This window comes from Arthrobacter sp. B3I4, assembly GCF_030816855.1.
Classification (GTDB): Bacteria; Actinomycetota; Actinomycetes; order Actinomycetales; family Micrococcaceae; genus Arthrobacter.
The window spans coordinates 190,913-202,917 of the sequence record NZ_JAUSYK010000001.1 but is presented as its reverse complement, the minus strand read 5'-3'; the positions used below and the strand labels follow the sequence as shown (position 1 = coordinate 202,917).

The window sequence follows — 12,005 nt, the reverse complement described above, 5'->3', positions numbered from 1 at the left end:
GGGAAAAGAAACAAGACTGCTTGCGTCCACTATGTGGTTCCCAAACAACAAACCCACGGGTACGTTGCTTGACGAACCAAAACAACTGAATACAACACCACATGTTGTAACCACAAGATTTCCCACCCAGGGAAAACCGCCCCCCCACCAGGGCCGGCCACCAGGGGTGCGGACACAGGGTTACGGCGGTCATAGCGTGGGGGAAACGCCCGGTCCCATTCCGAACCCGGAAGCTAAGACCCACAGCGCCGATGGTACTGCACCCGGGAGGGTGTGGGAGAGTAGGACACCGCCGGACAACCATTACAGCCAGGCCCCGACACACGTCGGGGCCTGAGCTCTTTAAACCCCCAAAACCCCTCCCTCCCAACCGGCCCCCACGGGTACGACGCTCCCTCAGCACCGGCCCGTAACCGGACGACGCTCCCTCACATACGGCCCCCACGGGTACGACGCTCCCTCAGCACCGGCCCGTAACCGGACGACGCTCCCTCACATACGGCCCCCACGGGTACGACGCTCCCTCAGCACCGGCCCGTAACCGGACGACGCTCCCTCACATACGGCCCCCACGGGTACGACGCTCCCTCAGCACCGGCCCGTAACCGGACGACGCTCCCTCACATACGGCCCCCACGGGTACGACGCTCCCTCAGCACCGGCCCGTAACCGGACGCCGCACCCTCACATACGGCCCCCACGGGTACGACGCTCCCTCAGCACCGGCCCGTAACCGGACGACGCTCCCTCACATACGGCCCCCAATCGGGCCACCGTCCCTCAGATACGGCGCCTAACACAGCGACCCCCACACACCGACGCCCGCATCAACTGCGGGAGCGTCCGGAAGAAATCTGCCGGAGCTGAGGGAGCGTGTGGGGGTGGGGGAGCTTGTAGAGTTGTTGCCCATGGATAACCTCTTCAGCCATGCCGCGGCGGCGTCCGAACCTGGGTCTGACGAGGGCCTGGACCCGGTGGTGCACACAGTCGTTGTGCCCGGTCCTGTGGCGCGGGCCTTCATGGGTTTCACCGAGCACACGCACCTGTGGTGGCCGCTCGAAGGGCACAGCGTCTACGGCCCCGGCTCTTACGTGGAGTTCGAGGAGAACCTGATCCTTGAGACCGCTGATGATGGCAGGACAGCTGTTTGGGGCTCCATAGACGACTGGCAGCCGCCGCTCTCCTTCCACGCCAGCTGGCACCCGGGCAGCCAAGCCCTGTGGTCCACGGAGCTGCGGGTCTCCTTCCGGGCCGTCGAGGACGGCACGGAGCTGCGTTTGGTCCAGAGCGGCTGGGAGGGAGCCCAGGACCCGGCTGCGACCCGTGCCGAGGGCGACGCGGCCTGGCCTGTCGTGCTGCAGCGGTTCGTGCGGTTCATGGGCGGCGCCGGCGACTAGCGGAGCGTTCCAGCCCAGTTACTCGAGCGTGGGACCTGCCCGGACGGCCGAGGTCCGCGATTGTTCGGGGCCTTTCACCGGCCGTGACTGCCGGCGGGAAGAGTAACTGGGCAGGAACGCAGCCGCCGCGCTGCAACAGCCGGCTAACCGGCGTCGGTCAGCGTAGCGGGACCGTGTCGGCCGGGGGAACGGCCGTACTGGAGCGGATCACGAACTTGGTCGGATACTCCATGTGCGCGGCAGCGGGTTCGCCGTCGCCCTCGAGCCCGGCCAGCAGCCGGCGCACCGCCAGGGCGCCTTGGCCCCGCGCGTCCTGATCGATGGTTGTGAGGCCGAAGACTTCACCGAGTTCATGGCCATCGATCCCGATGACCGACAGATCTTGAGGTACCCGCAGTCCGAAATCCCGGGCTGCCAGGATGGTGCCAATCGCCATCTCGTCCGAGGCAGCGAAGACGGCCGTCGGACGTTCCGGCGAGCTGCCCAGCAGCTGGCGGGCGCTAGCGTACGCGCCCTGGATCGTGAAGTCAGCCGAAACCAGCCACTCTGGACGGACCGGTAGGCCCGCGTCCCGCATCGCCGCGGTGAAGCCTGCCTGGCGGGTACCCGGGAGCCGGAAGTCCTTGTCGTACGCGGCACCGCCGGTCAGGTGGGCTATCTTGCTGTGGCCGAGTTGGATCAGGTGCCGGGCGGCCGCCTCGGCGATGCCCGAGTCGTCGATGCGGATGGTGGACGCTCCGGGCAGGGGACCACCAATGCCGACAATCGGGCGGTGGATGGCCAGCAGTTGCTGGATCTCGGCCTCGCTGAGTTCCAGGGACACCGCAATGGCTGCGTCCACGCGCTTGCGCAGCAGGAAGTCGTTGAGGACGCTGTGCCGGCGCTCCTCACCCTCGCTGACGTTGTAGAGCGTGAGGTCGTAGCCGGCGTCGAGCAGGGTCGCGGAGACGCCCTCAACCACGGAGGAGAAGAACCAGCGGTGCACGGACGGAACCACGACGCCGACGTTGTGGGTCCGCCCGGACGCCAGACTGGAGGCATGGTAGGACAGGACGAAGCCCAGTTCCGCGGCGGCGGCCTGAGCCCGTTCGCGGCTCCGGGTCGAGACGTTGCCTTTGCCGCTCAAGGCGCGCGAAACGGTGGCGATGGAGAGGCCGGCCCGTTCCGCGACGTCCTTGATGCCGGGCATTCTCAGCTCTCCGTGTCCTCGATGTAGATCTTCAGCCAAACAGTTTCACCTGAGCTTAACTGATGCGTGCTGCCGTCGTGCTGCGCTTCCGCCCCGCTGCGCAGCAGTACCTCGCCGGCGGGCAGTTCGATTGGTTCCTGTCCGACGTTCAGCAGCACCGCGGTGGTGCCGTTGAGGTAGGCCAGGGAAGAGTCCGTGCACCAGTCCTCGATCCAGGCCAGTGAGCCCCGGCCGAGGCTGAGCTCCCGCCGGAGTTCCAGCATCCGCCGGTAGAGGAACAGGTGCGACGACGGCGACGCGGCCTGGGTGTCCCGGGCCAGCGCCGTGAAGCTTGCCGGCTGCGGCAGCCAAGGGTCGGCCCCGGCGCCGAACCCGGCGTGCAGTTCGGCAGCGCGCCACGGCAGCGGCACCCGGCAGCCGTCGCGGCCCCGCCGCTCCCCGCCGGTGCGGCCGAAGGTCGGGTCCTGCCGCTGGTGGTCCGGAATGTCGATGCCGTCGGGCAGGCCCAGCTCCTCGCCCTGGTAGAGGTAGGCGCCGCCGGGCAGCCCTAGCATGAACATCGAGGCGGCCGCGGCGCGGGAGCGTCCCAGTTCCTCATCCGGCTGCGCATCCGCGGTGCCGATTCCGTCGCCGTCACGCGGCGCGGGCCCGTCGTAGCCGAAACGCGTGGCGTGCCGGACGACGTCGTGGTTGGACAGCACCCACGTGCTCGGCGCCCCGACGGCGTCCAGTGCGTTCAGCGACTCCGTGATCACGCGGCGCATCCGATGCGGATCCAGGCCGGCATGCAGGTAGGGGAAGTTAAAGGCCTGGTGCATCTCGTCCGGGCGGACCCAGTCGGCCAGCCGGGGGAGCGGGTCAACGTTGGCTTCGGCACAGAGGATGCGGTCCGGGCCGTATTCGGCAAGAAGGCCCCGCCACTTGCGGTAGATCTCGTGCAGCGCGGGCTGGCCAAACATCGGCGCCTTGTGGCCGGGGAATCCGTCCGAGCTGTTCCCGTCGGCGCGGCCGCCCCACTCGGGCAGCCCCGGGGCTTTGACGAGGGCGTGGGCCACGTCGACGCGGAAGCCGGAGACGCCGCGGTCCAGCCAGAAGCGCAGGACGCGCTCAAATTCGGCGTGGACGGCGTCGTTGTCCCAGTTGAAGTCGGGCTGGGAGGTGTCGAAAAGGTGCAGGTACCACTGGCCGGGGGTGCCGTCGGGTTCGGTGATGCGGGTCCAGGCCGGTCCGCCGAAGTGTGACTGCCAGTTGTTCGGGGGCTGTTCGCCGGAATCGCCGCTGCCGTCGCGGAAGATGAACATGTCCCGTTGAGGGCTGCCGGGCGGGGCGGCCAGGGCGCCCTGGAACGCGGCGTGCTGGTCCGAGCAGTGGTTGGGCACCAGATCCACAATCAGCCGCAGACCCAGACGTTGGGCTTCGGCCATCATGGCGTCGAAGTCGGTGAGCGTGCCGAACAGCGGGTCAACGTCGCAGTAGTCGCTTACGTCGTAGCCGGCGTCCCGCTGCGGAGAACGGTAGAACGGCGAGAGCCAGACGGCGTCGACGTCGAGCTCTGCAAGCTGGGGCAGTTCGGCGGTGATGCCGGCGAGGTCGCCGACGCCGTCGCCGTTCAGATCGCGGAAGGAACGCGGGTACACCTGGTAAATCACGGCGGAGCGCCACCAGCCGGGAGTGGGGTCTGCGGGGTGCACCAGAGTCAGCGGACCGGCGAGGGCTGAGGGGACTGTATCAACGGACATGGCGGTAATCGTAAGGCCCTTCCCGCCAAATTGAAAACGCTTCCACTTTTAATCCGTCCGTGCCGCGGAAATGTCACCAGAAAACGTTCTGACCCGGAGCTCCCCGAACGGCCCCCGGCCCGACGCGCAACCCGCGAAGCCACTCAGACCGAAGGTGACTACACTTTCCGACACGCCACTCTCGGATGACTTTCCAAAGTTGCGGACACCGTGTAGCTTGGAAGCGCTTGCAGCTGTGAGCTACATCACCGATGATGCCACGAGGCCCGGACGCCACTGATCCGGCCTGACCCGTGGATGCAGGATTTTATGAAAGGGACACCAATGAAGGTGCAGAACACCCTCACAACCGGGACCAGCCGCCGGGTATTCACGGCAGGTGCCATCTCTGTCGCAGCAGCGCTGGCTCTCAGCGCGTGCGGCGGCACGGCAGCGACCGCCCCGGCAACGGCAACGGCCACGGCAAAGCCGGACCTCAAGTCCGCCGGCGCCGGCACCATCACGATGTGGGTCGACGCCGAGCGCTCGCCCGCACTGAAGGACATCACGGCAAAATTCCTGGCGGACACCGGAATTGAAGTGAAGCTCGTGGTGAAGGACTTCGCGGCAGTCCGCGACGACTTCATCACCCAGGTCCCCACCGGCAAGGGCCCGGACCTCATCGTCGGTCCGCACGACTGGGTAGGCAAGTTCGTCCAGAACGGCGTCATTGCCCCGGTCGAGCTCGGCGACAAGAAGGGCTCCTTCCAGGATTCGTCCATCAAGGCCATGACCTACAACGGCTCGGTCTACGGCGTGCCGTACGCGATCGAAAACATCGGGCTGCTGCGCAACACCGCCATCGTGCCGGACGCCGCGAAGACCATGGACGAGGTCATCGCCAACGGCAAGAAGGCTGTTGCCGACGGCAAGGCCAAGTTCCCGTTCCTCGTCGGCATGGACCCGAAGCAGGGTGACCCCTACCACCTGTACCCGCTGCAGTCCTCGATGGGCTCCCAGGTGTTCGGCAAGGCTTCCGACGGCGGCTACGACCCGAAGCAGCTCCTGATCGGTGACGCCGCCGGCGTCGAATTCGCCAAGAAGTTGGTCGCCTGGGGCGACACCGGCGAGAAGATCATCAACTCCAACATCACCGGTGACATCGCCAAGGAGAAGTTCCTGGCCGGAGAGTCCCCGTACTACCTGACCGGCCCGTGGAATGTCCCGGATGTGCAGAAGAAGGGCCTCAAGTTCGCCGTGGACGCGCTGCCGACCGCCGGTGACAAGCCCGCCCAGCCCTTCATCGGCGTCAACGGCTTCTTCATCAGCGCCAAGAGCGCGAACGCCCTGGCCACCAACGAGTTCGTGACCAACTACCTCACCTCCGAAGCGGCCCAGGATTCCATGTACAAGGCCGGCGGCCGCCCGCCGGCGCTGAAGTCCTCCTTCGAGAAGGCCGCCAGCGATCCGATCGTGGCTGCCTTCGGCAAGATCGGTGCCACCGGCGTCCCGATGCCGGCCATTCCGGAAATGAGCGCCGTCTGGGCTGACTGGGGAGGCACCGAGCTCGCCCTCATCAAGGGCCAGGGCGACCCCGCTGCTGACTGGACCAAGATGGCCGCCAGCATCAAGGCGAAAATCGGGGGCTAACCCCGCTTCAGGGTGCTGACGCTCGCCGCCGGCAGAGCGTCAGGACCCGCACAGCACCGGGCCGGGCGGCACCAGACCGCCCGGCCCGTTCCTGCATCATCCAGCTTCTCCCTAGGACTGAAGACAGCTATGCCAGATACTGAACTCCGCGAGGGCTCCGGCCCCGCTGCCGCGCCACCGGCCCGGAACGCCGGCCCATCCGCTACCGGAGGCCCGGCCGGAAGGCTCCGTGGCCCGCACCGGCAGGACGGGACCAAGGGCACGATCGCCAAGATCGTGCTGCTCGGCCTCGTCGATGCCCTCGCGGTCTACGTCCTGATGATGCTGTTCCTGAGCCAGTCCTGGGCCGCCCTGGCAATTTCCGCCGTCGTCGTCCTGGCGATCAACTGGATTTACCTGCGCAAGGGGGGCCTGCCCGCCAAATACCTGGCGCCCGGCGTGCTGTTCCTGCTGGTCTTCCAGGTCTTCGTGGTCCTGTTCAGCGGCTACATCGCCTTCACCAACTACGGCGATGGCCACAACAGCACCAAGGAAGACGCTGTTGCCGCCATCCAGCTCACCGCCCAGAAGCGCGTTCCCGATTCGCCCGCCTACAAAGCAGCCGTGCTGGCCAAAGACAACTCCTTCTACCTGCTCTTCACCGACCCCGCCGGCAAAGTCTCGCTCGGCAGCACAGACACCCCGCTGGAGGAAGTAACCGGCGCCGGGAAGGACTCCACCGGCAAAGCCAACGCCTTGGCCGGCTACCGGACGCTGAACTTCCAGGAAATCGTGGCCAACCAGCAGAGCATCCTGGGCATCACCGTGCCGGTCTCCGCGGACCCCGCGGACGGCACGCTGCGCACCGCCGACGGCAGCTCCGCCTACCAGTTCAAGCCCGCGCTGAAATACGACGCTGCCGCGGACACCTTCACCGACACGGACACCGGCGCCGTCTACCGTGACAACGGCAAGGGCGCCTTCGCCACGGACAGCGGCGAGACGCTGTCCACCGGCTGGAAGATCGACGTCGGGATGGAGAACTTCGCCCGCGCGTTCACCGATCCCAGCCTGCGCGGCCCGCTGCTGGGCGTCATCCTCTGGACCTTCACCTTCGCCCTCGCCTCGGTGGCCCTGACCTTCGCCCTGGGCCTGTTCCTGGCCATCGCGTTCAACCGTGAGGACCTCAAGGGCAAGAAGGTCTACCGGATCCTGATGATCCTGCCCTACGCCTTCCCGGCCTTCCTCACCGGGCTCGTCTGGTCCGGCATCCTCAACCCCGAATTCGGCTGGCTCAACCAGACACTGCTGGGCGGCGCCAGCATCGGCTGGCTCACGGACCCGGTGCTGGCCAAGATCAGCGTGCTGGTGGTCAACCTCTGGCTCGGCTACCCCTACATGTTCCTGGTCTGCACCGGCGCGCTGCAGTCGCTGCCCTCCGAACTGGACGAAGCCGCCCGGATGGACGGCGCCGGACCGTGGCGGGTGTTCCGTTCCATCAAGCTCCCGCTGCTGCTGGTCTCCATCGCGCCCCTGCTGATCTCATCCTTTGCCTTCAATTTCAACAACTTCAACGTCATCTACATGCTCACCAACGGCGGACCGCGTTTCGCTGACACCAACCGGGATATCGGGGCCACCGACATTCTGATCACGCTGGTGTACAAGGTGGCGTTCGGGCAGGGGACCGGCCGTGACTATGGCCTCGCCAGCGCCCTCGCCATCATCATCTTCATCATTGTGGCCACCGTTTCGGCCATCAGCTTCAGGCAGACCAAGGCACTCGAGGACGTGAACTCATGAACGGGCCAGCACCGCGCACCGCTCCGCCGGCAACGACGACGGACCACCCCACCGCCGTCGGTGGCACCACCGATGTCGCCCACCTCAGGTCGCTGCACCGCAGGCGCCCTTTCGGAGCATGGTTCAAAGACAAGGGCTGGCGGCACCTGGTCGGCGTCACTGTGACCGTCTTCGCCGTCTTCCCGCTGCTCTACGTGCTGTCCGCAGCCCTGAACTCCACCGGCACCCTGGTGGGATCCAACGCGCTGTTCAGCAAGATCGACTTCGGCAACTTCGCCGCGCTGTTCAACATCCCCTCCCGGCCGTTCGCACGCTGGTTCCTGAACACCCTGGTGGTGGGCGGGGTGACCTCCGTGGCCACCGTCTTCCTCGGCGCGATGGCGGCCTACGCGTTCTCCCGGATGCGGTTCACCGGCCGGCGTGTGGGCCTGCTGAGCCTGCTGCTGCTGCAGATGTTCCCGCAACTGCTCGCCGTGGTCGCGATCTTCCTGCTGCTCAGCGGCATCTCCGAGGTGATTCCGGCGCTGGGCCTGGGCAGCCAGCTCGGCCTGATCATGGTCTACCTCGGCGGTGCCCTCGGCGTGAACACCTACCTCATGTACGGGTTCTTCAACACCGTGCCGCAGTCCCTGGATGAGGCGGCCAAAATCGACGGCGCCAGCCACACCCAGATCTTCTTCGGCATCATTATGCGGCTGGTCACGCCCATCCTGGCCGTCGTCGGGCTCCTGACCTACATCTCCATCTCGGGTGAATTCGTGATCGCGTCCGTGGTGCTCACCGACCCGGACAGCCAGACCCTCGCCGTCGGGCTCTACTCCTTCGTGGCGCAGCAGCGCTCCGAAAACTGGGGCGTCTTTGCCGCCGGCGCAGTGATCTCGGCGCTGCCGGTGATGGCCTTGTTCCTGTTCCTGCAGCGCTACATCGTCAGCGGCCTGACGGCTGGTTCGGTGAAGGGCTAGGCATGTCCGGTGCCGCGGCCGCCGGACCGCTTCCACACCACGACGGCTCGGAGCTGCACGCCCCGCAGCAGACCGCGCTCGAGGCTCCGGTCCGGCTCCGCCTCCGCATCCCGGAAGTGTGGGGCAGCGCGGACCGGGTGTGGCTGCGCTCCGTGCACGACGGCGAACCCCGCTACGACGCCGCCGCCGGGCTCGGCGCGGCGGACGGCTGGGCCTGGTGGGAAGCCGAGACGACGATGACCAACCCGGTGCTCCGCTACCGGTTCCTGCTCGAATCCGGCGGCCGCTACTGGAACCTCAACGCGCAGGGCCTGTTCAGCCGGGATGTTTCCGACTACGCCGACTTCCGGCTGACCACATTCCCGGCCGCGCCCCCGTGGCTGCGCCGGGGGACGCTGTACCAGGTCTTCCCGGACCGGTTTGCGCGCTCATCCCGGGCCTCGGAGCACACCCCGCCGGACTGGGCCGTGCCTGCCGACTGGGACAGCACGCCGGTGCAGGGCTCCTCGGAGCAGACGCCCCTGCAGTTCTACGGCGGGGACCTGCACGGAGTCACCGAGCAGCTGGACCACATCCAGGCGCTGGGGGCGGACATCATCTACCTCACACCGTTCTTCCCAGCCCGCTCCAACCACCGCTACGACGCCGCCACCTTCGCTGCGGTGGACCCGCTGCTGGGCGGCGACCAGGCCCTAATGGAACTGGTCGAGGCAGCCCATGCCCGCGGCCTCAAAGTGCTGGGGGACCTGACCGCCAACCACTCCGGCGCGGCGCACGAGTGGTTCCAGCGCGCCCTCACCGTGCCGGAGTCCGAGGAAGCCGGCTATTACTACTTCAACGCCGACCACAGCAGCTACGAGGCCTGGTACGGCGTCGCGTCACTGCCGAAACTCAACTGGGGCTCGGACGCCCTGCGGGAAAGGTTCGTCCTCGACGACGATTCCCCCGTGGCCCGCTGGCTCCGGCCGCCGTTCAACCTGGACGGCTGGCGGATCGATGTCGGGAACATGACCGGCCGGCTGGGCGGGACCGACCTCAACCAGGAAGTGGCCAGGCTGATCGCGAAGCGGGTCCGGGAAATCAACCCGGACGCCGCGCTGCTTGCCGAGGCGACCAACGATGCCGCCCCAGACTTCAGCGGCGAGCACTGGCACGGCGCCATGACGTACTCCAACTTCACCCGGCCATTGTGGGCCTGGCTCGCCGGCAACGACGCCGCGCACGTCAACTTCTTCGGCACGCCGCTGCCCGGACCGCACCGGATCGATGCCGAGGAGTTCCTCGCCACGCACCAGGACCTCGCGGCGGCATTCAGCTGGGATGTCCGCCGGCAAAACATGAATGCCCTCAACAGCCACGACACCGCCCGCGCCGCGACGGTGATGATCGACGGCGGCCAGCGGCTGGGGGCGGTGTTGATGTTCAGCCTGCCCGGCGTACCGGTGATGTTCGCCGGGGACGAATTCGGGCTCAAGGGCGACAACGGTGAATCCTCCCGGACGCCCATGCCGTGGACCGACCCGGACCGCATCCTGCGCGACCTGCGGGGCATGTACGCGGCGCTTGCCGCGCTGCGCCGGCAGCAGCCGGCGCTGACCGGCGGCGGAATCCGCTGGCTGCACGCCGAAGGGGACGCGCTGGCCTTCATCCGGGAGAGCGCGGACAGCGCGGTACTGGTGGTCGTGGCCCGGGCGGCCGCCGATGTCGGCCTCGCCGCCGGCCTGCTCTCCTCCAGCCAGCTCGCCGGACTCGCCCACCCGCCGGTGTTTAGCCACGGCGAGATCGGCGTGGCAACTGAGGACGTGCTCATCCGCGCCGGGGGTCCGGCGGCTGCCGTCTGGCTGCTGCCCGGAGTCCGGGTGCCGCCGCCTTAGACTGAAGGCCGGAACTGAAGACCGGATTCAATGGAGAACTGGAGAACGCATGCGCAGCATCGTTGAGGAGCTGGAGTCCGCCCTGGGCGGGGCGAAAGTCGCCGTGGATGAAGCTACCCTCGCCGCCTACGCCGTGGACCAGGCGCCGGTGCTGGATTACCGGCTGCCGCAGGCCGTTGTCCACGCCGAGTCCGTCGCGGACGTCCAGTTGGTGGTCCGGGCCTGCGCCGCCCGGCGGGTTCCGCTGGTTGCCCGCGGCGCCGGGACCGGTGTATCCGGCGGCGCGCACGCCAGCGAAGGCTGCGTGGTGCTCAGCCTGGAACGGATGAACCGCATCCTGGACCTCAACCCCGACGACGAGACCGCCGTCGTCGAACCCGGCGTCGTCAACGCCGAACTGAACGCTGCCGCGGCGGTCCATGGCCTGATGTTCGCTCCGGACCCGGCCAGTTACCGGATGTCCACGGTCGGCGGCAACGTCGCCACGAACGCCGGCGGATTGCGCTGCGCGAAGTACGGCGTCACCCGGGATTCCGTGCTGGCGCTCGACGTCGTGCTCGCCGACGGCACCCTCATCCACACCGGCCACCAGACCTTTAAAGGAGTGGCGGGTTACGATCTCACCGGGCTGTTCGTGGGGTCCGAGGGGACCCTCGGGATCGTCGTCGGCGTCACCGTCCGGCTCAAGTACCTGCCGCGGGAGGTCCATACCGTCGCCGCGTTCTACCCGGACTTCCGCAGCGCCGCCGCCGGGGTCCTCGCGGTGGGGAACGCCCGGGTGCAGCCGGCCATCATGGAACTGCTTGACAGCGGAACCTTGGCACAGCTCGACGCTGCCCACGGGTCGGACCTGGCGTCGCGGGGTGCCTCCCTGCTGCTGATCCAGACCGACGGTTTCGGCGCCGCGGCGGAAGCAGCCGCGATCCGGCCGCTGCTCGCCGCCGGCGGCGCGGTGGTCACCATGGAGGCCGACGCCGAGGCCGAGCAGCTTGTCGAACTGCGCCGGCACAGCCGCGGCGCGGAGTCCCACGACGAATACCGGGTGGGCGAAGACGTTGCCGTACCCCGCTCACGGCTGGTGGACTACGTCGCGGAGCTGGAAGCGATGGCCGTGAAACACGCGGTCAAGCTCAAGGTGGTGGCGCACGCCGGCGACGGGAACCTGCACCCGACGTTCTGGGTGGACCGGTCCGGAAATGAGGTGGAAGCCGGGGCCATGGAGCGCCTTGGCGCCGCGTTGGACGATTCGGTGACAGTGGCGCTCGCGATGGGCGGCACCATCACCGGTGAACACGGCGTCGGGCAGTACAAGCTGCGCTGGCTGGGGCTGGAGCAAAAGGAACCGGTGCGTGAACTGCAGCGCCGGATCAAGGAGCTCTTCGACCCGGCCGGGATCCTGAACCCGGGCAAGGCGATCTAGCCCAGCCCGGGAT

General features: G+C 67.7%; 8 protein-coding genes and 1 rRNA gene. 7 read left to right on the top strand and 2 right to left on the bottom strand.

Annotation, left to right across the window (positions count from 1 at the left end; genetic code table 11):
* Positions 1-181 precede the first annotated feature (181 nt).
* Positions 182-298 (top strand): 5S ribosomal RNA (gene rrf / locus QFZ61_RS00940).
* Positions 299-908: 610 nt separating this feature from the next.
* Positions 909-1,397 carry an SRPBCC domain-containing protein gene (locus tag QFZ61_RS00935; RefSeq protein WP_307032488.1) on the top strand — a complete coding sequence of 163 codons (489 nt, stop codon included), beginning with the start codon at positions 909-911 and terminating at the stop codon, positions 1,395-1,397.
* A 157-nt stretch (positions 1,398-1,554) separates the two neighbouring features.
* Here the strand turns inward: QFZ61_RS00935 and QFZ61_RS00930 are convergent, their stop codons facing one another.
* Together QFZ61_RS00930 and QFZ61_RS00925 are read right to left on the bottom strand one after the other, a co-directional pair.
* Positions 1,555-2,586, bottom strand: a complete 1,032-nt coding sequence (locus tag QFZ61_RS00930) for a LacI family DNA-binding transcriptional regulator (RefSeq protein WP_307032486.1) — start codon at positions 2,584-2,586, stop codon at positions 1,555-1,557.
* Positions 2,587-2,588: 2 nt separating this feature from the next.
* On the bottom strand, positions 2,589-4,325 hold the full coding sequence (locus QFZ61_RS00925) for an alpha-amylase family glycosyl hydrolase (protein WP_307032484.1): 1,737 nt from the start codon (positions 4,323-4,325) through the stop codon (positions 2,589-2,591).
* Between the two features lie 324 nt (positions 4,326-4,649).
* Here QFZ61_RS00925 and QFZ61_RS00920 point away from each other — a divergent pair, with 324 nt between their 5' ends.
* From QFZ61_RS00920 to QFZ61_RS00900, 5 genes are all read left to right on the top strand, one after another.
* Positions 4,650-5,954, top strand: a complete 1,305-nt coding sequence (locus QFZ61_RS00920) for a maltose ABC transporter substrate-binding protein (RefSeq protein WP_307032482.1) — start codon at positions 4,650-4,652, stop codon at positions 5,952-5,954.
* Positions 5,955-6,083: 129 nt separating this feature from the next.
* Entirely contained in the window at positions 6,084-7,736 is a 1,653-nt protein-coding gene (locus QFZ61_RS00915) for an ABC transporter permease subunit (protein WP_307032480.1), read from the top strand.
* Positions 7,733-8,698 carry a sugar ABC transporter permease gene (locus tag QFZ61_RS00910; protein WP_307032478.1) on the top strand — a complete coding sequence of 322 codons (966 nt, stop codon included), beginning with the start codon at positions 7,733-7,735 and terminating at the stop codon, positions 8,696-8,698. Before QFZ61_RS00915 ends, QFZ61_RS00910 begins: the two co-directional genes overlap by 4 nt.
* Positions 8,699-8,700: 2 nt before the next feature.
* Entirely contained in the window at positions 8,701-10,572 is a 1,872-nt protein-coding gene (locus tag QFZ61_RS00905) for a glycoside hydrolase family 13 protein (RefSeq protein ID WP_307032476.1), read from the top strand.
* Between the two features lie 49 nt (positions 10,573-10,621).
* Entirely contained in the window at positions 10,622-11,992 is a 1,371-nt protein-coding gene (locus tag QFZ61_RS00900; RefSeq protein WP_307032474.1) for an FAD-binding oxidoreductase, read from the top strand.
* Positions 11,993-12,005: the final 13 nt, after the last annotated feature.

Excerpts from the sequence above, each read along its gene's own strand:
- QFZ61_RS00935 (WP_307032488.1), top strand. The coding sequence starts at position 909 with ATGGATAACCTCTTCAGCCATGCCGCGGCGGCGTCCGAACCTGGGTCT.
- QFZ61_RS00930 (WP_307032486.1), bottom strand. The coding sequence starts at position 2,586 with ATGCCCGGCATCAAGGACGTCGCGGAACGGGCCGGCCTCTCCATCGCC.
- QFZ61_RS00900 (WP_307032474.1), top strand. The coding sequence starts at position 10,622 with ATGCGCAGCATCGTTGAGGAGCTGGAGTCCGCCCTGGGCGGGGCGAAA.
- QFZ61_RS00910 (WP_307032478.1), top strand. The coding sequence starts at position 7,733 with ATGAACGGGCCAGCACCGCGCACCGCTCCGCCGGCAACGACGACGGAC.
- QFZ61_RS00915 (WP_307032480.1), top strand. The coding sequence starts at position 6,084 with ATGCCAGATACTGAACTCCGCGAGGGCTCCGGCCCCGCTGCCGCGCCA.
- QFZ61_RS00925 (WP_307032484.1), bottom strand. The coding sequence starts at position 4,325 with ATGTCCGTTGATACAGTCCCCTCAGCCCTCGCCGGTCCGCTGACTCTG.
- QFZ61_RS00920 (WP_307032482.1), top strand. The coding sequence starts at position 4,650 with ATGAAGGTGCAGAACACCCTCACAACCGGGACCAGCCGCCGGGTATTC.
- QFZ61_RS00905 (WP_307032476.1), top strand. The coding sequence starts at position 8,701 with ATGTCCGGTGCCGCGGCCGCCGGACCGCTTCCACACCACGACGGCTCG.